22 protein-coding genes and 1 pseudogene are annotated in these 22,481 nt (G+C 58.5%); 9 read left to right on the forward strand and 14 right to left on the reverse strand.

Features of this window, described 5'->3' with window-relative positions; genetic code table 11:
* Positions 1-8: 8 nt before the first annotated feature.
* The 3 genes from nikC to VGL70_01060 form a co-directional block, all read right to left on the reverse strand.
* Positions 9-815, reverse strand: coding sequence for a nickel transporter permease (gene nikC / locus VGL70_01050; GenBank protein HEY3302101.1), 807 nt, complete (start codon positions 813-815; stop codon positions 9-11).
* On the reverse strand, positions 805-1,728 hold the full coding sequence (gene nikB, locus VGL70_01055; GenBank protein ID HEY3302102.1) for a nickel ABC transporter permease: 924 nt from the start codon (positions 1,726-1,728) through the stop codon (positions 805-807). Before nikB ends, nikC begins: the two co-directional genes overlap by 11 nt.
* Before the next feature lie 224 nt (positions 1,729-1,952).
* Positions 1,953-3,329, reverse strand: a complete 1,377-nt coding sequence (locus VGL70_01060; protein HEY3302103.1) for an ABC transporter substrate-binding protein — start codon at positions 3,327-3,329, stop codon at positions 1,953-1,955.
* 237 nt (positions 3,330-3,566) lie between these two features.
* Between VGL70_01060 and VGL70_01065 the strand changes: the two genes are divergently transcribed.
* Entirely contained in the window at positions 3,567-4,817 is a 1,251-nt protein-coding gene (locus VGL70_01065) for a transglycosylase SLT domain-containing protein (GenBank protein ID HEY3302104.1), read from the forward strand.
* Positions 4,818-4,888: 71 nt separating this feature from the next.
* On the opposite strand, the pseudogene VGL70_01070 reads toward VGL70_01065, so the two are convergent.
* Positions 4,889-5,455 (reverse strand): annotated as a pseudogene (locus VGL70_01070) (LysR family substrate-binding domain-containing protein).
* Between the two features lie 718 nt (positions 5,456-6,173).
* Between VGL70_01070 and ccsA the strand changes: the two are divergent.
* The 5 genes from ccsA to hemB are packed head-to-tail and all read left to right on the forward strand — an operon-like array spanning position 6,174 to position 11,073.
* A complete protein-coding gene (gene ccsA, locus VGL70_01075) occupies positions 6,174-6,995 on the forward strand; it encodes a cytochrome c biogenesis protein CcsA (GenBank protein ID HEY3302105.1) in 822 nt (273 codons plus the stop codon).
* A 2-nt stretch (positions 6,996-6,997) separates the two neighbouring features.
* Complete coding sequence (gene hemA / locus VGL70_01080) at positions 6,998-8,275, forward strand: glutamyl-tRNA reductase (protein HEY3302106.1); 1,278 nt, start codon at positions 6,998-7,000, stop codon at positions 8,273-8,275.
* 29 nt (positions 8,276-8,304) lie between these two features.
* The gene (gene hemC / locus VGL70_01085) at positions 8,305-9,246 is read left to right on the forward strand and encodes a hydroxymethylbilane synthase (GenBank protein HEY3302107.1); all 942 of its coding nucleotides are present in this window, start codon (positions 8,305-8,307) and stop codon (positions 9,244-9,246) included.
* Entirely contained in the window at positions 9,233-10,078 is an 846-nt protein-coding gene (locus VGL70_01090; GenBank protein ID HEY3302108.1) for a uroporphyrinogen-III synthase, read from the forward strand. The genes hemC and VGL70_01090 overlap by 14 nt, the downstream gene beginning before the upstream one ends.
* 17 nt (positions 10,079-10,095) lie before the next feature.
* On the forward strand, positions 10,096-11,073 hold the full coding sequence (hemB, locus tag VGL70_01095; protein ID HEY3302109.1) for a porphobilinogen synthase: 978 nt from the start codon (positions 10,096-10,098) through the stop codon (positions 11,071-11,073).
* 16 nt (positions 11,074-11,089) lie between these two features.
* Here hemB and VGL70_01100 read toward each other — a convergent pair whose 3' ends face one another.
* Positions 11,090-12,892, reverse strand: a complete 1,803-nt coding sequence (locus VGL70_01100) for a glycosyltransferase family 39 protein (GenBank protein HEY3302110.1) — start codon at positions 12,890-12,892, stop codon at positions 11,090-11,092.
* Positions 12,893-12,957: 65 nt separating this feature from the next.
* Entirely contained in the window at positions 12,958-13,206 is a 249-nt protein-coding gene (locus VGL70_01105) for a hypothetical protein (protein ID HEY3302111.1), read from the reverse strand.
* 407 nt (positions 13,207-13,613) lie between these two features.
* Between VGL70_01105 and VGL70_01110 the strand changes: the two genes are divergently transcribed.
* Positions 13,614-14,690 carry a fibronectin type III domain-containing protein gene (locus tag VGL70_01110; GenBank protein ID HEY3302112.1) on the forward strand — a complete coding sequence of 359 codons (1,077 nt, stop codon included), beginning with the start codon at positions 13,614-13,616 and terminating at the stop codon, positions 14,688-14,690.
* A 334-nt stretch (positions 14,691-15,024) separates the two neighbouring features.
* Here the strand turns inward: VGL70_01110 and VGL70_01115 are convergent, their stop codons facing one another.
* Positions 15,025-15,477 carry a hypothetical protein gene (locus tag VGL70_01115; GenBank protein ID HEY3302113.1) on the reverse strand — a complete coding sequence of 151 codons (453 nt, stop codon included), beginning with the start codon at positions 15,475-15,477 and terminating at the stop codon, positions 15,025-15,027.
* Between the two features lie 71 nt (positions 15,478-15,548).
* Between VGL70_01115 and VGL70_01120 the strand changes: the two genes are divergently transcribed.
* Complete coding sequence (locus VGL70_01120) at positions 15,549-16,193, forward strand: zf-HC2 domain-containing protein (protein ID HEY3302114.1); 645 nt, start codon at positions 15,549-15,551, stop codon at positions 16,191-16,193.
* Positions 16,184-16,537, forward strand: coding sequence for a hypothetical protein (locus VGL70_01125; protein ID HEY3302115.1), 354 nt, complete (start codon positions 16,184-16,186; stop codon positions 16,535-16,537). Before VGL70_01120 ends, VGL70_01125 begins: the two co-directional genes overlap by 10 nt.
* 27 nt (positions 16,538-16,564) lie before the next feature.
* On the opposite strand, the gene VGL70_01130 is transcribed toward VGL70_01125, so the two are convergent.
* From VGL70_01130 to VGL70_01160, 7 genes are read right to left on the reverse strand one after another with little or no spacing between them, the layout of a single operon-like run.
* A complete protein-coding gene (locus VGL70_01130; protein ID HEY3302116.1) occupies positions 16,565-17,116 on the reverse strand; it encodes a DoxX family membrane protein in 552 nt (183 codons plus the stop codon).
* The gene (locus tag VGL70_01135) at positions 17,098-18,105 is read right to left on the reverse strand and encodes an ABC transporter substrate-binding protein (protein HEY3302117.1); all 1,008 of its coding nucleotides are present in this window, start codon (positions 18,103-18,105) and stop codon (positions 17,098-17,100) included. Before VGL70_01135 ends, VGL70_01130 begins: the two co-directional genes overlap by 19 nt.
* Positions 18,106-18,164: 59 nt before the next feature.
* Positions 18,165-19,442 carry a TRAP transporter large permease gene (locus tag VGL70_01140; protein HEY3302118.1) on the reverse strand — a complete coding sequence of 426 codons (1,278 nt, stop codon included), beginning with the start codon at positions 19,440-19,442 and terminating at the stop codon, positions 18,165-18,167.
* Positions 19,418-19,933 carry a TRAP transporter small permease gene (locus VGL70_01145; GenBank protein ID HEY3302119.1) on the reverse strand — a complete coding sequence of 172 codons (516 nt, stop codon included), beginning with the start codon at positions 19,931-19,933 and terminating at the stop codon, positions 19,418-19,420. The genes VGL70_01140 and VGL70_01145 overlap by 25 nt, the downstream gene beginning before the upstream one ends.
* A 2-nt stretch (positions 19,934-19,935) precedes the next feature.
* Complete coding sequence (locus VGL70_01150; protein ID HEY3302120.1) at positions 19,936-20,910, reverse strand: TRAP transporter substrate-binding protein; 975 nt, start codon at positions 20,908-20,910, stop codon at positions 19,936-19,938.
* A gap of 30 nt (positions 20,911-20,940) precedes the next feature.
* Positions 20,941-21,645, reverse strand: coding sequence for a hypothetical protein (locus tag VGL70_01155; GenBank protein HEY3302121.1), 705 nt, complete (start codon positions 21,643-21,645; stop codon positions 20,941-20,943).
* The gene (locus VGL70_01160; protein HEY3302122.1) at positions 21,642-22,454 is read right to left on the reverse strand and encodes a 4Fe-4S binding protein; all 813 of its coding nucleotides are present in this window, start codon (positions 22,452-22,454) and stop codon (positions 21,642-21,644) included. The genes VGL70_01155 and VGL70_01160 overlap by 4 nt, the downstream gene beginning before the upstream one ends.
* Between the last annotated feature and the right edge of the window lie 27 nt (positions 22,455-22,481).

The following is a 22,481-nucleotide window of genomic DNA, read 5'->3' on the forward strand; positions in this document are numbered from 1 at the left end:
GTCTATCATTATTTGCCCCGTTTCTCCAGCTTATCGCGCAGACCGTCGCCGACGAGATTCAAAGCCAGAACCGTCGCCATGATAGCGAGGCCGGGATAGGCGGTGAGATGCGGCGCGACCAGAATGAACTGTCTGCCTTCGTTCAGCATCGAGCCCCACGACGGCGTCGGCGGCTCGGCGCCCAAGCCCAAAAAGCTGAGACTGCCCTCGGCGATGATCGCCGCCGCCATGCCGAACATCGCTTGAATCGCGAGCGAAGGAAGAAGGTTCGGCAGCATGTGAAGCCGGATGACGCGCGCCGGCGGGGCCCCCAGAGCCTCGGCCGCGTGGACGAACTCTTTCTCTCTCAGCGCGAGGATTTCGCCGCGCACGAGACGGGCGTAGGCGGTCCAGCCGATCAGGCTCAGCGCCAATACGACGTGGTCCAGGCCGGGGCCGAGCACGGCGGTGAAGGCGATGGCGAGCAGGATTCCGGGAAATGCCATCAGCACGTCCACGAGCCGCATGAGAAGCTGATCCACCCAGCCGCGGAAGTAGCCGGCAAGAGCGCCGACCAAGAAACCGATCAGGACGGAAATCGTCACGGTCGTGGTTCCGACCATGAGCGAGACGCGGCTGCCGTACACGATACGGCTCAGCACGTCGCGACCGAGCTTGTCGGTGCCCAGTGGGTGTTCTCGCGACGAGGCGGCGAGATCGTTCTCCAGGTTCTGCGCCGTCGGGCTGTACGGCGCAATCACCGGCCCCAGCGCGGCCGTAGAGACGAGTGCGATCAGAATCGCTGCACCGATGAAAACGATCGATCTACTTATCATAGGCGATTTTCGGGTCCGCCCAACGGTAGCAGATGTCCGTGAGCAGATTGACGGCCAGGTAAGAGACCGCAATGGTCAAGACGCAGCCCTGGACCAGAGGGTAGTCGCGCGTCTGGATCGCCTGGAGCGTGAGCCGGCCGACGCCCGGCCAGCTAAAAATAGATTCGGTGATGATCGAGCCCGCGAGCAGCGCGCCGAACTGGAGGCCGACGATGGTGATGACGGAGATGAGCGAGTTGCGGAGCGCGTGCTTGAGCCAGACGCGCCGCTCGCTGAGGCCTTTGGCACGCGCCGTGCGGATATAATCTTCATGGATCGTCTGGAGCAGACCCGAGCGGACCATGCGCGTCAGGATCGCCGCCATCGCCATGCCGAGCGTGAGAGAGGGGAGGATGAGATGGTCGATGCCGCCGCGGCCCGAGACCGGCAGCCAGCCGAGCTCGATCGAGAAAAAAATCATCAGCAGCGGGCCGAGCCAAAAATTGGGCATCGCCAGGCCGAATAGAGAGAAGAGAAGGGCGAGACGATCGATCCAGGTATCGCGCTTTGCGGCCGCCGCGATCCCCAGCGGAAAGGCGAGAAGAAATGCCACAGCCATCGCCGCCAACGTTAGCTCCAGAGTGGCGGGCAGACGCTTCAGAATCAGCTCCGCGACCGTGGCCTGCTCGTAGAGCGAGCGGCCGAGATCCCCCACCGATAGGCCGGCGAGAAAGCGTAGATATTGATTCCACAGCGGCTGGTCCAGCCCTAACTCGCGGCGCAGCGACGCTTTGTCGATGCTGCTCGCGGTCTCTCCCAGCATCGCTTCCACCGGATCGCCGGGAACGACGCGAATGAGCAGAAACACGACCGTCACTGCGCCGAACAGCGTGGGGAGAAGGAGCAGAAGGCGATGGAGCAAAAAACGTTTCACGTTTCAACAGGCGCTTGAAAAATGATTATCCGTCGCCCGCCCGTGAGTCTCTCTCCGGGCCGATGCATGCCCTTCGGGATCTCAATAGCAAATCTCAAATCTGAGATCTGAAATCTTCGATTTGAAATTCCAAGCAAAGCGAGGACATGTCGGCCCCTTCGAGAAACCGCCGGACGGGAGTTGCGCAAGTGCAATCGACCGAAGAGGTTTGAAAACATGATCTTTTAATTGCCGGTAGCCGCCGACAGCGAAACCTTCCTGAGCGAGATCAGATCGCCGTCGGGATAGGGGACGAAGCCCCGGACGTTCGGCTTCATGACGACGACGTTCTTCCACCACCACAGCGGAACGTAGGGAAGATCGTCGGCAAGAATTTTTTGCACGCTGCTGTATACGCGCCGGCGCTCTTCGATCGACGCGGCGCTTCTGCCTTGCTCCAGCAAGCGGTCGAGCGCGGGATTGCGGTATCGACCACGATTGTTTCCGTTCGGCGGCACGCTCTCGGAATGGAACAAATTATAATAAATATCGGGGTCCACCACGCCGACCCATTCGAGCGAGTAGAGGTGGAAGTTGCCGCTTTTCACGTCGCCGTAAAAAGTTCCCCATTCGTAGGCGCGCACTTCCAGCTCGATGCCGACGCGGGCGAGTTGTTCCTTCAAAGTTTCGGCGACTCTCTTTCTCAGATCCAGGTTCGTCGTCTTGTAGGAGAGCTTGAAGCGCGGCAGCGGGCCGTCGCCGTCCGGATCGGGAAAGCCCGCTGCGTCCAGCAGCCGCTTGGCCGCTTCCGGATCATAGCTTAGCTGCGCCACCGCCGGCTCGTACGCCCAATGCCGCGGCGAGAGAAGTCCGGTCGCGGGAGTCGCGAGATCCTTGAGGATGTGCCGGATGATCGCCTCGCGATCGATCGCGCGGCCGAGCGCCTGCCGCACCTCGCGGCGCGCCAGAATAGGATGCTCAAGATTCATGCCGATGTATTGAAAGATCGTTCCCTGCTCGCTCTGGATCGCGGCGCCGGTGTTTTTCGCGAGCCAGGGAAGCATGTCGGGCTCGAAGTAGTTCTGAATAAAATCGACGGTGCCTTTTCGAAACTCGAGAACGCGCACGATCGCGTCCGGGATGACTTTGAAGACAACCGTCGAAATGCCGGGCGGGCCGTCCCAGTACGATGGATTCGCCGTAAGAACGACCCGCTCTCCGGGACTGAGCTCGGCCAGAGAGAATGGACCCGAGCCGATGAGTCTCTGTCTGCCGGATTGTCCGTAGCCAGGTGTCCCGGCGGGGACGATTCCTAAAGTAAGCTCTTCTAGAAACGGCGCGAAAGGCGCTTTAAGCCGGAAGCGCACCTCGTGCGAGCCTAGTTGGTCCACTGCCTGGAGAAAACCGAGTTTTCCCCGCTTCGGCGAGCGGTTTTTCGCGTCGAGGACGGAGTCGTAAGTGAATTTCACATCCGTGGCGGTCAGCGGCTTGCCGTCATGAAAGAAGACGCCTTGTCGAAGACGGAAAACGTAAGTCCTGTCATCGATAGGTTGCCATTTTACGGCTAGATCGGGCTCCAGGCGGGAGTTTTCGTCGGGACGCAGAAGGCCATTGAAGATCAATCGGCTGATACGCTCCGAATAGGCGTCCGTAGCGTAGCGCGGATCCAGATAAGTGGGGCTGCTTTCGAGCGCTACGACCAGAGTGTCTGGCGGAGTATCTGGGCGCCGGCCCGTTTTTTGGCACGAGAATAGCAGTGCTGAAGCGGAAAGGAGGGCAACCAAGAGAAGGGTTTTAACAATCACCGGCAAGTTTTTGACAACAAAGTAGCTCTTTTGGTACAATGCGTCAATTTTATTATGAACGCACAGCGATTTCCCGTAGGACTGTTTTCCGCGCTTCTGATCGCCGTCTGCTTGGCCCGGCCTTCCTCGCTGCCGGCTGAGGAAAATCCCTTTCCGGTTCTCCCCGGTTTGGAGAACGCGGTCGAGTTTTGGCGTCTGGTTTTTACCCAATACGGCGGCACCGAGGTGATTTTTCACGACCGGCAGGACCCGCTGAAAATCTACAAAGTCGTCAACATCGATGACAATAGCAACGCGCGCAAGCTGATCAGAGAAGAGATCGCGGCGATCGGCCAGGCGGAAGGCTTTGAGGCGCCCGAACAGAGAGTGAGGGCGCAGAGGGGCGTGAAGGACCGATTTATTGCCGGACTGGCGCTGTCGCGGCGCTATCTCGACCAGATGCAAAAAATCATGCGCGAGGAAGGCCTGCCGGAAGAAATTGCCTATCTTCCTCTCGTGGAATCTTCTTTCAACCTCAATGCCCGCTCCAGCGCCGGCGCGCTCGGCATGTGGCAATTCATGCCTTCTACGGGAAAGAAATTCATGCGCGTCGGTCCGGTACTGGACGAGAGACGCGACCCGATCGAATCGACGCGGGCCGCGGCGCGCTTCCTGAGTCAAAATTATGACGCTCTCGGCAACTGGCCGCTGGCGCTTACCGCCTATAACCACGGCAGGGAGGGCATGGCGCGCGCCGTCGCCGAAGTGGGCTCCACCGATCTCGTCGAGATCATCCAGCGTTACCAGGCGCCGTCCTTCGGCTTCGCCTCCAAGAGCTTTTACGCCGAGTTTCTGGCCGCGGTGGACGTGGCGCGGAGAAGCGCGGAATTTTTTCCCGATCTCGAATATCATCCGCCCATGCCGCTGGAAGAGTTGCCGGTCGAGCGCAACGTTTCGATTGTGGCTTTACTGAAGCCGACGGATATCTCTCACGCTCAATTTCTGGCGTGGAATCCTGCGTTGACTTCCAAGACCAGGGATATTCCCGGCGGATATCGCGTCAAAGCGCCGCCCGACAAGCTGGAAGCGCTCGTCGCCGCCTATAGAAAGATCGCCGGAGCATCGAAAGAAGGCGCGGCCAAGATCGTTGCGGCTTCGAAAACTTCGCTCGACTGGATTCTCCACCACGTCGCGCCCGGCGAGACGCTCTCCAAGATCGCCCGTAACTACAAAGTCACGGTCAGCGCGATCCAAGAAGCCAACGGTATGAGCAACGCCCACCGCCTGGCCATCGGCCAGCAGCTCAAGATTCCCAAAAAAGCCTAGCTTCTAAACAAGCTATCCCGCCCAAGTTTCCGGCGGCTACCGCGCCATCGCCGCCGGCGCGGCGGATAGCCTCAGGATCTGCCGTTTTTTCTCGGGCCGGTCTTGATGGCCTCGCGGATTGTCTGGCGGAATTTTTGAATCAGCGCCGAGTCGTTGTGTGCACGCCAGGCGAGGGCGATCTCCAGTCGCGCCGCTTCCGCAAGCGTGCGGAAGACGACACCGGAGTAGCGGTGATCGACGCTGAGCGGCAGAAGCGTGAGGCCGATGCCCGCAGCGACAAGCCCCAGTATGGTTGACGGATGGTCCGCCTCATGGCGCACGTTGAGCGGGAGTGCTTCCCTCTGGTAGAGGCTGATGACGTAGTCATAGAACAGCGGAGCGGTCGCGCGCTTGAATAGGATATAAGGCTCGCGTGCCAGCTCGGCGAGAGTGAGCCGTTGCCTCGAAGCAAGTCGATGACGCCGAGGGAGTGCGACGATGAGGGGATGACGAGCGATGGCCTCGGTCGTCACTCCGGGAAGCGGCGCCGTCAGGCTGTCATCGCAAGGCCGGACAAGAAAGCCAACGTCGATCCGGCCCGACGCGAGGGCCGCTACTTGCTCATTCACGATCATATTGTGCATCTGCAGTTGAACATCGGGACAGCGCGACGTGCGCCAGGATCGAGCGCGCCTCTTCGAGAAATAGACGCCCGGAGGTCGTAAGCTCGACGTGCCGCTTGGCTACGACCGCACGATAGATTCGCCTAGGGGCGATCGCTGTAGCGACACCTAACACTGTTAGAATGGAGAAGTACGAGGTTTGGATTCTGGGGTGTGGACGCTGAAATGTCAGAACTGCGGCGTGACTTTCAACGTCGAACTGACAGGCGGCCAGAGAATCATCGAGTTTGCCAAGGAACAAATCTGCCCTCACTGCCTGAAGAAGCCGGAAGATGTCACGGGAAAAGAGGCGTTGGGTACGTGGCATCATGTCATCGGATTTCGGTCATCGCCAAAGAAACAATAACGGGTCAGCGCGATCGCGGTACGCCGAAGGCATGAGCACCGCCCACCGCCTCGCCATCGGACGGCAACCGAAGATTCCGAAGAAGACCTGAACAACGATACGGCCACCTCGTCCGTTCCTGCGGTTTCCTCATTGGCTTTTAAAATTTTTATCTCTCGGCAATAGGCCTTTTTCGGAGAAGCGCAAGGTTTACAAACAATTACAGATGTTCAAGACCGTGAAAGCTATCCTAGAACAATTCCGCTGCCGGGTGTTTTGGGTTTTTTCCCAGTATCATCGGTACCGTTTGAGCCGACTAGGCGTTAGGGTATATACCTTTCCCCTAGGAGGCCGATCGGTTTTACTCTTATGGACGTCGCGCTGCTCAAAGGGACGGCTTCGCTGTATCTCATCGCAACGGGGATGTTCATCATTTATGTCTTGCTGCTGAAGGATTTTTTATCTCGGGCCGCGCCGCTGATTCTGCTGGCGGGCTTCTTATTGCATACCGTGGCGCTGGCTCTGCAAATCTCCCAAAACGGTTTTCCCGCGGTCACGGAACTGCACGAAGCGTTGTCCGTGTATAGTTGGGTCATCGTCGGCGTTTATCTTTTAGTTCAGCTCAAGTATCGCCTCACTATCCTCGGCTGTTTTGTGGCGCCTTTGGCCTTTCTCATGTCGCTTGCCGGCATTGCGTTCGGGGCTGGCGCCGGGGAGCTTCCGCCCGGTCTCAAGACCTATTGGCTCCCGGTTCACGTGACGCTCGCGTTCCTGGGCAATGCCGTGTTCGCTTTGGCCTTTGCAGTGAGCGTGATGTATCTCGTCCAGGAGTCGCGGCTGAAGAGCAAGAGGACGAAGGCGTTGAACCAGCCGCTGCCGCCGCTGGAGCGTCTCGACCGGCTGAATTACATCTTCCTGGTTTGGGGATTCCCGCTCATGACGCTGGGAATTCTCACCGGAAGTCTCTGGGCCGGCGTGCACTGGGGGGATTATTGGTCGTGGGAGCCGCGCCAGATTTCCTCCGCGATCACCTGGCTCGTCTACGGCTCTCTGCTGCAAGGACGGGTCGCGGCGGGCTGGCGCGGACGGAGGGCCGCGTTCCTGACCATTTTGGGATTTGTCGTCTGGTTCGGCTACTTTCTCTGGGGCGATGCGCTCTTCCCCAGCAGACACGCCGGCCGCTTCGAGTAAGCGTGAATAGAGACATCGTCATCGTCGGACTCAATCACCGCACCGCTCCGGTGGAGCTGCGCGAGCGCGTCGCTTTCGACGGCGCGCTCCTGGGCGAGACACTCCAATGCCTTCGCGCGCTCGGCTCCGTCGGCGAAGGCGCGGTGCTCTCCACCTGCAACCGAGTGGAAGTGGTTGCCGCCACATCGGACAGAGACAAGGCATTTGCCGAGGTGAAGAGATTTTTATTGGAGCGGGAAGCCGCGGCGGGCGAAAGCAACCTGGAAGCTCGTCTTTACGCCTATGCCGGAGGCGAGGCCGTGCGCCATCTGTTTCGCGTCGCCGCAAGCCTCGATTCCATGGTCGTGGGCGAGCCGCAGATTCTCGGCCAGCTCAAAGATTATTATCTTGCCGCCAGAGCGGCGGGGAGCGTCGGTCCGGTGTTGCACCGGCTCTTTCACCGCTCGTTTTCGGTGGCGAAGCGGGTGCGCACGGAGACCGGCATCGCCAGCCGCGTGGTCTCGGTCAGCTCGGTGGCGGTGGAGCTGGCGAAGAGGATTTTTGATCGCCTGGAAGATAAAACAGTCATGCTCGTCGGGGCGGGCAAGATGGGCCATTCGGTCTGCCGGCATCTCCAGCGAAACGGCGTCAGTAGCTTGATGGTGACCAACCGGACCTTCGAGCGCGCCGTCGAGGTCGCCGCCGAGTTTCGCGGCAACCCGATCCGCTTCGAGGAGTTCTCCCGCTATTTGAAGCTCGCCGATCTCGTGATCGGCTGCGCCGGCGCGCCGGACTACTTGCTTCAACCGCAGACCGTGGAAGCGACGCTGAAAGAGAGAAAACAAAAGGCGATGTTCTTTCTCGATCTCGGCGATCGCCGCAACTTCGACCCGCTTATCAACCAGGTCGCCAACGTTTATCTCTACGACATCGACGACCTGCAAAGCGTCGCGAGCGAGAATCTGAACGGGCGGACCGGAGAGGTGCTGAAGGCGGACGAGATCGTGGACGAAGAGGTGGAGGGTTTTTTGCGCTGGCTCGATTCCCTGGATCAGGTGCCGACGATCGTCGCGTTGCGCCAGCGGCTGGAGGAGATCCGGCAGAATGAATTGGAGAAATCTCTGCGCACGAGCCTGAAGGGTCTTTCGGAAAAGGAGCGGCGGGCGATAGAGGATATGACTTCGGCGATGATCGGCAAGATCCTACACGCGCCGATCTCGCGGCTGAAGAATCCCGACGAGGGAGATGAAGCTCTTTACATCGAGGCGTTGAAGAAATTGTTCGGCCTTGAAGATAAGTAGCCATCGTACAACCGCTGAAGGCTTTTTTCATGAACGTTATTCGCATCGGTACTCGCGGCAGCGCTTTGGCGTTGGCCCAGACGGAGTGGGTGAAGCGGAAGCTTGAGGAACGTTATCCGGAGCTTGGAATTGAAGTCGTCACGATCAAGACTAGCGGCGATCGTTTTCTAACCGCGCCGATCGTGGCGATTCCCGGCAAAGGAATTTTCGTCAAGGAGATCGAGGAGGCGCTGCTAAAAAAGGCAATCGATCTGGCAGTGCACTCGATGAAGGACCTGCCGACGGAGATGACGCCCGGTCTCGCCATCGCGGCGATTCCGGAGCGGGAAGATGCGCGTGACGTTTTGGTCAGTTCGGCGCGCCGGCCGCTGAAAGATCTGCCCGCCGGGGCGAAGCTGGGCACGGGCAGCTTGAGACGCCGCGCGCAAATTCTCCACTGCCGGCCGGACCTGTCGGTTGAGCCGATCCGCGGCAACGTGGACACGCGGCTGAGAAAGATGGACGCGGGCGAGGTCGATGGGCTGGTGATGGCGGCTGCTGGGCTGAAACGATTAGGTTTGGAGAAGCGCGTCACGGAGTATCTGGATGAAGGAATTTGCCTTGGCGCCGTCGCTCAAGGCGCGCTGGGGTTGGAGATACGTGGCGGTGACCGTCGTGCAACCTCTTTCCTGGAGTTTTTGCGCCACGCGCCGACGATGTTGGAAGTCGCTGCGGAAAGGGCGTTTCTTATGCGATTAGGCGGTGGCTGCCAGCTTCCGGTCGGCGCGCGAGCTTGGGCCAAGTATGACAAGATGAGACTGAAAGGAGTCATAGCCGATCCCGACGGCCGGAAGCTATTTAAAGACGAGACAGAAGGTCCCGCGGAGCAGGCGGAGCATTTAGGAAGAACTCTCGCCGAGCGGTTATTGACGATGGGCGCGGACAAGATACTGACGGTTGAGAGCAGAGATTCGGTTCATGGCGCAGGTTAACGCGGGCACGAGTCTGCCTGACGAGAGTAGACCGCTCTCCGGACGGCGCATCGTTGTCACCCGCGCCCGCTCGCAGGCGAGCTCCTTTGTCGAAGCGCTGAAACGCCTCGGCGCGGAAGCAATCGAGTTCCCCACGATCGAGATCGTTCCGCCGGCAAGTTATGAAGCTCTCGATCGGGCGATTCAAAACCTCCAACAGTACGACTGGATTATTTTTACCAGCGTCAACGGGGTGAGCTGCTTTTCGGATCGTCTTGCCCATCTCAAGATACATGCGAGCGGTCTCGGAAAAATTCGCGCCGCGGCCATCGGGCCGGAGACTGCAAAAGCTCTAGAATCGTTGGGTGTCAGGCCGCGCGTTGTGCCGGAGGAGTTTCGCGCGGAGGCGATCCTTGAAATGCTCCGGCCTGAGGAGATGCGGGGACGAAAGGTGCTGATCCCGCGGGCGGCGGAGGCGCGCGATGTGCTGATCCAAACGTTACGACAATGGGGCGCCCAAGTCGATGTGGTGGAGGCCTACCGCACCATCGTTCCGAAAAATGCTTCAAACTGGATGCGCGCGCTGCTGCTCGGCGGGAAAGCCGACATGGTTACGTTCACGAGTTCCAGCACGGTGAAAAATTTCGTTGCGCTCTTGGGTGCGGACGACGTCAAGGGGCTTTTAAGCGCTACCGCAATTGCGTGCATTGGCCCGATCACGCAAGCTACGGCCGAAGAGCTAGGAGTTCGAGTGGATGCTATTGCGGCGGAGTACACGATTCCCGGACTTACGCGGGCGATTGTAGAATACTTCGCCAATGCAAAGGGCAAGGGCGGGAGGGATAAAGTCTAATAATTCCAGGAGGTTCCATGGAGTTTCCAAGCTATCGCCCGAGGCGGCTGAGAAAGAACGAGCGCCTGCGCGCGCTCGTCCGTGAAACCGCGCTCAGCGCCGATCATCTCATTTATCCTTTATTCATCGGACCCGGCAAGGACGGCGCGCAGCCGGTGCCTTCCATGCCGGGGGTGGCTCAGCTCTCGGTCGCTCACGCGGTGAAAGAGTGCGAAGAGGTGAATTCTCTCGGGATTCCGGCCGTGATTCTCTTCGGAATTCCCGAGCGCAAGGACAGCGTGGGATCCGAGGCCTACTTCGACGGCGGTGTGGTGCAGAAGGCCGTTCGCGCCATCAAAGACAGAATCCCGGAACTACTGGTAATCACCGATGTTTGCCTGTGCGAGTATACCGACCACGGCCACTGCGGCGTGATCAAGGACGGCGACGTGGATAACGACGCCACACTCGAGTTGCTCGTCAAGGAAGCGCTCTCTCACGCCAAGGCCGGCGCGGATATCGTGGCCCCGTCCGACATGATGGACGGACGAGTGGGGGCGATCCGCAAGGCCTTGGACCAGGGTGGCTTCGAGCAGATCGCCATCATGGCCTACGCGGCGAAATACGCGTCCGGATTCTACGCGCCGTTTCGCGACGCCGCCGAATCCACGCCTCAGTTCGGCGATCGCCGCTCTTATCAGATGGACCCGGGAAACGCCGACGAAGCGCTGCGGGAAGTCGAGCTGGACATTCGCGAAGGCGCCGACATCGTCATGGTCAAGCCGGCCATGACTTATCTCGACATCGTCTATCGGGTGAAGCAGAAGTTCGGTTATCCCGTGGCCGCCTACAATGTCAGCGGCGAATATTCCATGATCAAAGCCGCGGCGAAAAACGGCTGGATCGACGAGCGTAGGATCGTGCTGGAGCTCCTGCTCTCGATCAAGCGCGCCGGCGCCGACATGATTCTTACCTATTTTGCCAAGGATGTTGCCCGGGAGTTTCACGGGAAATGATCGACCGCATACGCTTTTAATCACGATTGGTGTAGAGCCAGCGCGCGCCGAAACGGCCCAAGAGTCGGATATTTTCTTGCGGCAATGAATGGACGACGCTGCGCTCCTGCGGAAAGCGGGTCACTAGAAATAACTTTTGCTCGCCTCGCCATAGTCTCACAAACGCTTCGCTATCCAGAAAAATCTCCCGCGCCTCGGGATAGCGCGAGCCGAACTCCAGGCTGCCCCGCTTTCCGTTGACGATATAGATTCGTTTGCCTGTATAAAAAACCAGGCCGCCGCTGTATTCGAGCGGATCCTCGTGAAGGATCAGGTCCTGCGGTCGGGCTTGGGCTAGGATCGCGTCGGCGATCGGCTTGGTGGAATGGTAAGGCTCCAAAAGCAACACGACGCGAAACAGCAGGAGAAAAATTCCCGCGGAGGTCAGTAGAAAGGAAAACAACCCCACCCAAACTTTATTGCAGGCGAGGAGCAGCACGGCGGCCGATATTCCGAAAAGGAGCATCAACCCTACGGCTATGATCAGCGTGGCGAAAGGTTGGATGGCGATGGGAAAGTCGAGACCCTGGGTCTGAATTGCACGATAGTAGCCCATGAACTCCAACAGCGCGTGAGAGAATCCGGGCATGATTGGCAAACCTTGCCAATAGAGCAACGTCATTCCGAAAAGAGCGCCAGGCAGAATTGCAAGCGCCAAGTATCGCGCCACGGGACTCATAGGTCCAGGCGATCGCAGCCGCTCACCCCACCAGCCGCCGGTCATAAGGCTCAACGCGGGGAGCGCGGGAAGAGAGTAGTGCTCGAGCTTCGATGAAGAAAGCGAGAAGAATAGCAGGATGACAGTGGCCCAGATAACCGGCAGGACCTTTAGGTCGCCGTTCGAAGAGAGCGAATGCCTTGTTTTAACTATGGTCTGTCGAAGAACAGCCGGGAGAAGCGCGCTCCAGGGCAGAAACCAGACGAGGACCAGAACGAGAAACATTGGCGTCGTCACGGATACGTCGTCTTCAATCAGCGTCCCGCCTTTGAGATAACGCAGGAGCTGGTTGTCCAGAAGATAGTATTGAACGAAGCCGGGATTATTCCGTGCCGCGAGGAAATGCCACGGCGTTACCAAGAGGAAAAAGAGCAGAGCGCCGGCGAGCGCGTACCGAGTGGCGAGCAAGCGGTCGAAGATAGCTTTGCCGGTTTTGCGCTTCAAGATGGAAAAAGCTCCGAGAACCATGACCGGCAGCAGAAGAGCGATCAAGCCTTTGGTCAAGACGCCAAGAGATAGAGCCAGATAGAATAGGAGTGGTCCCCTGATTTCACACGAGCCAGCGAGCTTAGCAGAACCCGATTCCGAAGCTCCGCCTCGTTCCGCGCATACCGCTGCTGTTATGGCGAGACAGGTCGAGAATATAAGGAGGGGGTCGGTCAGGGTCACGTGAGCGTAGAGAAAAATGCCTAAACTCGAGGTAAAGACCAGCGCGGAAAATAATCCGCCGGCTCGGCCGTAGAGCCATCTCCCCAGGACCCAGACGAGCAGAGCAGTGGCGAAAGCGGGAAGGGCGCTCCACAGACGGACCCCCCATTCCGCGGGGCCGAAAATCTTGAAAGTCAGCGCCGACAGCCAGAACAGAAGCGGGGGCTTATTCAGGTAGCGGACGCCGTTGAATCGGGCGGTAACCCAGTCGCCGCTTTCGGCCATCTCGCGCGCGATGCTTCCATACATGCCCTCGTCGGGATCGATGAAGCTGACCGAGCCGATGCTCCAGAAGCTGAACCACGCGCAAACGGCAGCCGCGACGGCGAGCCGTTTCCACTCGTCATTTACCATGAAAGTTCGGCGGAGGTCATGCCGCGGCCAAAACGCGCCCGCCTAGCCCGAGAACGACGCTGACTTCACAAATCGCCCACTTTTCTTTTCAACGTGTCTTCGCATTCCTTTTCCCGTCCCGGCGTTTGCACCTGTGCCCCGGATAGGCGGAACAGCAGCACACGGCTGCCTCTGGCCAAGCGGATCACGTACGTGCTGGAATCGCCATCATAATATATGGATGCCCCGGCCCCTGGATCTGTCGAACGGACCACCCGATTGGCCCATTTTTCGAGATCTTCTACAGCCGCTTCGGCTTGCTTGTCCGTGATCATATCATGTCATGCAACTCAAAGAATTCAGTTATATTCCTATTCCAATCACCCGTCGGTAAAACACCGACACGATAACCTCAAAAAGTCGTTCCTCCAATGACTCAAATACTTCCGAGAAAAGGCAAAAGGGATGTTTAATACTCCCGTCAACCAATTTTTGTCAGTCGAAAGCAAGGCAGGGACAAGTTTTTACTCGAAATTGGCGCGCAATCTCGTTTGTACAAAATGGCATAGCGGTTGCTCAAAGACCAGTTATCAATCAATCAAGCGTTCCTACTCATTGAGGCCCTGAATTGACGGCATCCCGGGTCTTGGAAAGAAGCGGCCAACGAAAAGGGTGTTCTTTCTTTCCTTATAGGACACCGCTTCAATCCTGGTCAAGTTGGGTGCCGTCGGAGGAGACAAAGATGATTTGGTTAAACACGCTGCGCAAACGAACTTTCGCCCTCTGTTTTTTGTTCATGGCGGCGATCCTTGCGCATACAGAATTGCACGCCGGTCAACTCACTTTGAGTTGGACGGATAACTCCACAGACGAGGATGGATTTAAAATCGAGCGGGGAACTTCCACGTCGGGACCGTTTGCACAGATCGGCATGACAGGTATGAATATCAGTTCGTACACGGACGCGGGCCTGGCGGACGCTACTAATTTTTGTTATCGCGTCCGGGCCTACAATTCGGGCGGCGATTCCTCGTATACCAACGTAGCATGCGGCACCAGCTCGGCTACACTCACGGTCAGCAAGACCGGCACCGGCACGGTGACAAGTTCTCCCGCCGGGATCAACTGCGGCTCGACTTGCTCGGGCAGCTACGCCAGCGGAACTTCCGTCACGCTGACGGCCACGGCGGGCGCGAATTATTCTTTTACCGGCTGGAGCGGGGCTTGCACGGGGACGGGCAGTTGCGTCGTTGCGATGGACTCAGCGAAATCGGTTACGGCGACGTTTACAGCGCAGAGTTTCGCGCTGACACTGGTGAAGGCGGGCGCAGGCAGCGGCACCGTCACCAGCTCTCCTTCAGGGATCAACTGCGGTTCTATATGCTCGGCGAATTACAACAGCGGGACCTCCGTGACCCTGACGGCCACGGCGGCATCCGGCTCTACTTTCGCGGGCTGGAGCGGCGCCTGTACCGGGACCGGCAGCTGCGTTGTTAGTATGAGCTCGGCAAAGTCGGTCACGGCCACCTTCAATATACAGACATTCGCCCTCACGGCGACCAAGTCAGGCGCAGGCAGCGGTACGGTCACCAGCTCTCCTTCGGGGATCAACTGCGGCTCTACATGCTCGGCGAACTACAACAGAGGGACGTCGGTGACGCTTACGGCAACTGCGGCATCCGGCTCTACTTTCGCGGGCTGGAGCGGCGCATGCACGGGCACGGGTAGTTGCGTCGTCGCGATGGACTCAGCGAAATCGGTCACGGCGACGTTCAGCGTACCTCCGCCTTCACCGCCCTCGACTCTTTCGGTTCTGTAGCGGCGGGCAAGCTTCGCATCTCGAAGCGTTTCAAAAGGGAGCGTCCCATTTGGGGCGCGCTCTTTTTTTATGCCGATATATCCGCCCGAGCACAAAGCGGACATCTGAGCGTGCCTCGGCTGGAATGATCGAACTTATTAATCCAATCCCGAAACCTCCTCTTTCTTCATCGAGTCTCTTAATTTACAATGCAGACGCGACAATTTTTGATCCGACACGGGAACTTTTTTGTTCCTGCGCTGTCTAAACGTTTGGGAGGTAAAGGCGTGGCGATGGCGTCGGTCGAGGACCCGGACGGGGAGTTGGTCCGAAAGGTCAGGATGGACATAGATCCTCATTCAATCAATTGGTTCTGAAGTACCGGTGCCGGGTGCTGGGGATCGCCGCCCGGATGCTCGGCGATCGGGCCGAAGCCGAAGATCTGGCCCAAGACGTTTTCGTCAAGGTTTAACACGCGCTCGGGAATTTCCACGGTGAGGCGCTTTTTTCCACCTGGCTTTATCGCATTACGGCCAACAGTTGCCTGAACCATAAAAAGAAACAAGCGCGCGAGCGCCGGCTCACGGAAGTTGTCGATGACCTGGAGCCGCTTCGTTGCGATCCCTCCTCGAATCCGCACAGTCTTCTCGAACGCAAGCAGCTCAAGGCTTTGTTGGAAAAGGCCATCGGCGCTTTGCCTGAAGAGCAAAGGATGATTCTCATATTGCGCGATATGGAAGGTCTTTCCTATGAGGAGATCGCCGAATGTTTGGCCCTGGAGCTCGGGACCGTCCGGTCCAGGCTGCACCGGGCTCGTTTATACGTTCAATCCAAGATCAAAGCCTATTCATTGCCGGATGAGAAAAGGAGCATGGCCTCATGAATTGCCCGGAGGTCCAGGAATTATTTTCGGATTATTTGGACGCCCGATTGGCGCCGTCGCACGCCTCCCTGCTGAAGGAACACCTTGGCTTCTGCTCGGCATGCCGCCAGGAATTGGAGGCTCTCCGCAGCACGGTCACGTTGATCTGTTCCCTGGGTGAGATAAAGACGGCGCCGGATTTTCTAATTCAGGTAAACAGAAAGATCGACAGCGGTTGGAAGCTGGGTCATCTCTGGCGGTGGGCCTTTGTGCCCGCCAAGATCAAGCTTCCAGTAGAGGCTGCGGCGCTGTTGATCGTCACAACTTTGGCATTTTATGTTTATCGTTCGTCTGAACTATCTCAAGAGAGCGCGATCCTCTTTAAAAAAAGTCCCAAGACGTCCGAAGAAGAAAAGCGGCGCATGGCCGAGTTGGATCCGAGCCGTCCGAATCAAAATCCCCGCTCGGTTCTTGCATATAAAGAGCTAAACCGCGAGGCAACGCGGCAATCATTATCAGAGGCGTTGTCGGAGAAAGAAACCCCGGCGCCGCCTTCCGTGGCGCAGGCGCCGAGAGAGAAGCGCCGCCGCCGGCTCCGCTTTTCGCCGCGCCCGCGAGCAAAGATCGGATCGCCAAGGCGCCGGAGCAGATTGTGGAGGTGAAGTCGGAGGACGTCGGGCTTTTTCAGCGCCGGATCAGAGATATGCTTGCGAATGTCACTGGAAGAGTGGTTAGCGAGCAGGCCTCCGAAGATGGTTTGTTGCTGGCGGTGGAAGTGCCCCAGTCGCGGGAGGAGGAGTTCCGCAGCGCATTGAAGAAAGAACCCGGAGCGGGATTATCGGGGACGGCTGGCGCGAAGCGACAATCCACCAAGGTGAAGGAAGAGCAGGGAGCGAGAAGCCCAGTGACCGCTGCGCAGAGAACTATGAGCCGTGAAGAAAAATCAGCCGCCGCGAAGCAGGAGCTCACCGTCGCGATTCAGATTCGCGTCTGGGCTAAAAAGTAAGCGCAGTGAATGGCGGATTCGCTTGCCTTATCCGAGAAGATTGTCGATTCCGAACGCGGGCGAGCCGCGAACGGCAAAATATAACGCCAGGAGCAGCATCAGCAGATTGTTTTGCCAACCAGTCTCATGGGAGTGAAACGCCTGCCGGGCCAAACGTTGGAACGTGTTCTTCCGTGAAGCGTCGGCCAGCGCGCGATTCACGTCTTCGATCATCGACGGCAGCACGCTGAGCCAGTGGCGTTGAATTGCGAAAGTCGGGATTAAGAAGAGAGCGATCATCAGCGCGGCCAGGCGCGTTGCCACTCCCAGTGCCAGACCCAATCCGCCGCCGACCATCAGAAATACTGCGATAAAGCCGAATACTTTAAAGCCGCAGGGGAAAACGATCTCGGCGTTTCGCATCGCGTTAGGCCATCTGTGTATATTGCTGATGCCGCTATAGAGAAAACGAAGACCGAGGGCGACACGAAGGATGGTTTCGACTAGAATGAGCGCGGTTCCCTGGTCCAGAATTTCTCCTTTGTGAGAGCCCGGAAGCTCATGCCGTTCCGGCAGGGCGGTTACTTTTTCTTGTACAATCCGTCGATATAGCCGCTCTGATCGATCTCCTTGATAAACGTCATGTCCAGGAACTGTTCTGGCTTGGCGCTCTTTGCTCTCGGGTCTCTTTCGCCTATGTCTTCCAGGACGAATTTGAGTCCTTCGATCGTCGGGAATTGTTTTTTGGGAAATAAGGCTTCGGTCAGGACGTTCTCCCGGGTTTTTTCCAATATCTCACGCTCCATTCCGCCCCCCATGTACTTTCCCAGGACTTTGATGGTGGTTTCCTTGTCCGTCCACATCCGATGCACCGCTTCCACATGCCCTTTGACGTATCTGCGAACGATATCTTGATGTTCTTTGATATACTTTCTCGTCGTTGCGGGCGCGGTATGCTGGAACGAGAGACCCAGCTTCGCCACGTCGGCAATGACGGCCATGCCCTTTTTTTCGGCCTGAAAGCTGGAAGGCGGATTGATCACGGAAGCGGTCACCCGGCCGGTCAAAGCTGCGCCCAGGCGGTCCGGTCCGCTGCCCACTTGCACGATCGTCACATCTTTTCCCGGCGTCAAGCCAATTTTTTTAAGCGCGAATCTGGCGATCGTGTCCGTCGCCGAGCCGAAACGACTGATTGCGACAGTCCCGCCTTTGAGCTGCTCCGCCGAAGTGACGCCCGGCTTTCCCATCAGCACGTAATTCAACGAAGTCATGCCTCCGGCGACGAAGACCGCGTCCGAACCGGCCAGTCCGCTGCTGACGAGGCCGGGACCGGAAACCTGTGTGATCGGAACATCGCCCGAGACCAGCGCCAGGATCGCCGTGCTTCCGCCGGTGAAGAAAATGGTCTGTACGTCGAGGCCGTTCCTCTCGAAAATTCCGCTTTCCTTCCCGACCCAAAGCGGCAGTTGGTCGCCGCTGATCGCGCTGTAGCCGACGTGGACTCGGGACAGTTGTGCGGAAACCGGAACGGCAACCGCAACAAGAACGGCGAGACAAATAGAAACGATTGCGAATTTTTGCAGACTCATCGGAGATTCTCCTTTGTTGGAAGGATGCTACTTAGGCGTGGCTGGGTTGTCAATGTCCGCTACCACTGGATCATATTCACTAAACCCAGACTGATCCACGGCACGTAAGTCACTAACAGCGTGACCAATGCGAGCACCAGCGTGAAGGGCCAGCCGGCTTTGAAGACTTCCCAGAAGGGGATGCGCGCGATGGCGGCGGTGGTGAAAAGCACGGTCGCGACGGGAGGAGTTTGCTGGCCGACGCCCAGGTTGATCGTGACGATGATGCCGAAATGAATCGGATCGACGCCGATTTGACGGATGAGCGGCATCACGATCGGGACGACGAGAATGATCGCGGCGGCGGAGTGGAGGAACATGCCGGCGACGAAGAAGAAGATATTGAGGAAAAAGAGGATCAAATACTTGTTCGAGGTGGTCTCGAGAATCATGCGGGCGAACTTTTGGGGAATCTGCTCGCTCGTCAAATACCAGCCGAGAACCGCCGACGACGCCACGATGAGCATGACGACGGCGGTCTGTCCGGCGGAGTCCTTGAGGACGCGAACGGTTTCTTTCGTCGGGAGCTCTCGGTAAATGAAGACGCCGATGATGAACGCCGCCAGCACCGCTAGGGCCGCGACCTCCGTCGCGGTCGCGATACCGAGGAAGATGCCGCCCCAGATGACGATCGGGATCATGAGCGCCCAGAAAGCTTCCAAAGTCGATTTGCCGACCTTGTGCAGAGAGAACCTCGACTCCACGGGCAGGTTGTACTTGCGGGCATAATAGTAACTCACAGCCATCATGGCGGCACAGGCGATAAAACCCGGCAGGAATCCGGCAAAGAAAAGCTTCGCCACCGAAGTTTCCGCCATCCAGGCGTAAATGATCATCGGGATAGACGGCGGAATCAAAATCGCCGCCGAGGCCGCGTTGGACACGATCGCGGCGCTGAGCGCGCGCGGATAGCCGCGCTTCTCCATCGCGGGAATGACGACGTTGCCGATCGCCGCCGCGTCGGCCACCGAGGAGCCGGAGATCTCGCTTTGAATCATGGTCGCGACGATCGTGACCATCGCCAGGCCGCCGCGGATGAAGCCGACGAAGCTGTTAGCCATGTTGACCAGGCGGAGAGAAATTCCCGAAGTTTCCATCAGGCCGCCCGCCAGTATGAAGAGAGGAATCGCGAGCAGGGGAAAACTGGAGGCGCCGGAAAAAAGGTTGAGCGGGACGATGCCGAGAGGCGCCGTCCCTTTCAGCAGGACGAGAACGATCGCGGAGAGAGAAAGGGCGAAGCCGATCGGAACGTTGATGACCGTGAGGGCGATCACTATTCCGAGGATGAGCCACTCCACGCCGCTTCATCTCCTCTCTCGCGCTCTTTAACGAAGGCGATCTCCACGAGACGAATCGCGCTGATAACAAGCATGAGGCCGCCGGTGATCGGCAGCACGCTGTAGATCCAGGCCATCTTGATCCAGGGAAGAGAGATGGCGCTGTCGTTCCCCATCTTTTCGACGAGCTGCCAGCCGTAATAAAAGAGCACGACCTGGAAGCCCAGGACGAATAATTCGCCGATGAAGTCGACGATCCTTCGGGTCTCCGGCCGTAATTTCTCGATCACGACCTCGAAGCCTATGTGGCGCCTGCGATACGACGCCACTACGGCGCCATAAAAGGTGAGCCATACTAGAAGGTATGAAGCGAACTCGTCGTACCAGACCAGGGATGATTTAAGCGCGTAGCGGAAAAAGACTCCGAAGCAAACCAGCGCCACCATGAGAGCCAGCAGCAGAACGGTCCACCACTCCACCCAGGCGATGAAACGACGAAAAAATCTTTCCACGATTAGCGTAGCGATTGTATGAGCTTCACCAACTCCGCTCCGCCCGAGACTTCTTTGCCGAACTCCTCATACACCGACGCCGATGCCTTGATGAAGGCGTCTTTATCGACTTCGTTGGCCTTCATCGGCGGCGCAACCTTTCCCATCAGTTCTTTGTCGAGGCGCTCGCCCTCGGAACGGGCGAAATCTCCCATTTCCCAGGCGATCTTCGACAGCGTCCCCTGAACGTCCGGCGGCAGCCTTTTCCACACGTCTTCGCCGACCACCAGATAGGCAGGCGTATAAACGTGCCCCGACAGGGAAAGGAATTTCTGTACTTCGTGAAACTTGGCCGATGCGATCTGCGGAAAAGGATTTTCCTGGCCGTCCATCACGCCGGACTGCAGCGCCGAGTAAACCTCGGCCAGCGGCATGGGGGAGGGGTTGCCGCCGTAGGCTTTGAACATTTTGACCCGCCACACGCCTCCGGGCACTCTCAATTTGATGCCCTTCAAATCGTCGGGCTTGACGATGGGGCGGACGTTGTTGGTGATGTGGCGAAAGCCGTTCTCCCATACACCGAGGATGCGCATTCCTTTTGCCGGCAGGCCGCCAAAGAGTTGGGTCTGAATTTGTTTGTTGTCCGCGGCCTTTTTCATGTGGGCGCGGCTGACGATGAGATAGGGCATCTCGAACACGCCGAATTTGTCGTCGGCCGTGCTCATCACCGTGGACGGCGCGAACATCTCCGGCGCGCCGACTTTGATGCCGCGCATCATCTGCTCGTCGCTGCCGAGCTGGCTCGAATGGAAGACTTTGATATCCACCTTGCCCGCGAGCGCGGCGTTCGCTCTCTTGGCGAATTCGTCGGTCGTGATCGCGAAGAGCGAGCCGGGAAATCCGACGTGGCCCAGACGGATCGTGACCGGCTGCGCGGAGACCGCAAGCGGGAAAAGTCCCAGAGCCAGCAGAGAGATTCCAGCAATAAAATTTTTCATTTTATCCTCCTATCGGCGGACACGACGGTCCTACCGCTGTAAGGCGCAAGCCTTTCTGATAATCCGCTCCGCGCGAGAAACATTGAAGACGCCGCACGTGCAGAAGCGGGCCATATAGCGCGCGGCCTCCGCGGGTGTTCGACGGTTTTCCTTGACCCAATCGACCATCTTTCTCACGAAATCGGCCGAGAGCATTCCATGGCCGCACATGGTTGAAAGCTCCAGCGTCTTGGCGTCGGGCAATTTATCCACCCTACCGCGAAAGCCGAGCGAGTATTCCACACTATGGCGAACGATTCCAGCGTCCCGGCAACAACGCTCGGCCTCGGCCATCGGCGCGCTGATGTTGACCGAAATTCCTAAGTCCGCCGCTTTCAGCTCCTCGACGAACGCTTCCATCGCCGCGTAGTTGTCGAAGACGGCGGCGACCGTGGTATGGCCCTCGATACCGGCGATCACCTGTTCGGGATCGGGTTGGTGGCCTCTGCGCCAATGGGCCGTGGGGTTCATGTCCTGGCGCGGGCGCAAGGCTCCTCCCTTAGTGGCGTCCCCGATATTGACCGGCTTGTGCTTCAGCGCGAGATGCAGGAAGCCCCGGTACTTCTCCACCAGATCGTCGTCGTTGATGCCCCGGCTGGCCATCGCGAACACGATATAATCGTCACGCACCGGCGCCGGGTTCGGCGCGGGCTCAAGGGCGTAATGCTCGCTGTAGCGGTGCAGCGTATTCGTCACGCTTCATTCCTCACGGTCACGCGCCCCAGTCCGAGATTGGTCTTTCCCCGATAGGCCGCATAACCTTCGCGTTCGAGCATCCCGCGCAACGAATCGTTTCCTTCCGTGTCGCAGCGGGTGGAGACGCCGACGCTGATGACCGTGTCCACTTCGCGCCCGAGGTCTTTGATCCTCCGGAGAACCGCCGGCACCTGCTCCAGCTTGGTTTTGATCTCGACGATCGCGGAGAGGATCTTTTCGCCGAGGATATCTCCCCGGAGGAGTCCGCGCGATGGGTCGCGCATCAGCGAGGTGACCGGATTGTTTGTCTCGAACTCCACGCCAAGCTCCGCCAGCGCGGCGGTGACCCGCTCGATATCGCGGAAGCGGGTGCCGACTCCGGGGCGGCCGAACTCGACGACGAATCCGGCTTCGCCTTCGTTCACGCGGGCGGTGACGTCGTTGGTTTTGACCTCGGCGGTGCCGCGGCCGTGAATGCCGGTGGATTCGTGCGGAACTTGTGGATCGGAAAAAGCGCGCCGGACGATTCTCGGCCAAGCCAGATCTTGCGGAACGATGGCGTCGGTCGGACAGATGTCCGGCTCCGGATCGAAGCGGAAGCGAAAGAGCCTGGCCGTTTTGCGGATGGCTCGCACCATCACCGGGTTCAGATGCTCTTTCGACATGCCCCGGTAGCAGGCGAAGCATTCTACGCACTCGTCTTGATCGACGACGGCGCGGCCGACCTCCGGATCGATATGGATCGCGCCCATGGGGCACACGGCCACGCAGTTGCCGCAGGCGACGCACTTGTCGGGATCTATTTTCATTCGTCAACGATCGCGGAAAAGAACTAT

The organism is Candidatus Binatia bacterium (assembly GCA_036504975.1).
Lineage (GTDB): Bacteria > Desulfobacterota > Binatia > UBA9968 > UBA9968 > JAJPJQ01.

Excerpts from the sequence above, each read along its gene's own strand:
- nikC (HEY3302101.1), bottom strand. The coding sequence starts at position 815 with ATGATAAGTAGATCGATCGTTTTCATCGGTGCAGCGATTCTGATCGCA.
- VGL70_01065 (HEY3302104.1), top strand. The coding sequence starts at position 3,567 with ATGAACGCACAGCGATTTCCCGTAGGACTGTTTTCCGCGCTTCTGATC.
- ccsA (HEY3302105.1), top strand. The coding sequence starts at position 6,174 with ATGGACGTCGCGCTGCTCAAAGGGACGGCTTCGCTGTATCTCATCGCA.
- hemC (HEY3302107.1), top strand. The coding sequence starts at position 8,305 with ATGAACGTTATTCGCATCGGTACTCGCGGCAGCGCTTTGGCGTTGGCC.
- VGL70_01090 (HEY3302108.1), top strand. The coding sequence starts at position 9,233 with ATGGCGCAGGTTAACGCGGGCACGAGTCTGCCTGACGAGAGTAGACCG.
- hemB (HEY3302109.1), top strand. The coding sequence starts at position 10,096 with ATGGAGTTTCCAAGCTATCGCCCGAGGCGGCTGAGAAAGAACGAGCGC.
- VGL70_01100 (HEY3302110.1), bottom strand. The coding sequence starts at position 12,892 with ATGGTAAATGACGAGTGGAAACGGCTCGCCGTCGCGGCTGCCGTTTGC.
- VGL70_01105 (HEY3302111.1), bottom strand. The coding sequence starts at position 13,206 with ATGATCACGGACAAGCAAGCCGAAGCGGCTGTAGAAGATCTCGAAAAA.
- VGL70_01110 (HEY3302112.1), top strand. The coding sequence starts at position 13,614 with ATGATTTGGTTAAACACGCTGCGCAAACGAACTTTCGCCCTCTGTTTT.
- VGL70_01120 (HEY3302114.1), top strand. The coding sequence starts at position 15,549 with ATGAATTGCCCGGAGGTCCAGGAATTATTTTCGGATTATTTGGACGCC.
- VGL70_01135 (HEY3302117.1), bottom strand. The coding sequence starts at position 18,105 with ATGAGTCTGCAAAAATTCGCAATCGTTTCTATTTGTCTCGCCGTTCTT.
- VGL70_01150 (HEY3302120.1), bottom strand. The coding sequence starts at position 20,910 with ATGAAAAATTTTATTGCTGGAATCTCTCTGCTGGCTCTGGGACTTTTC.
- VGL70_01160 (HEY3302122.1), bottom strand. The coding sequence starts at position 22,454 with ATGAAAATAGATCCCGACAAGTGCGTCGCCTGCGGCAACTGCGTGGCC.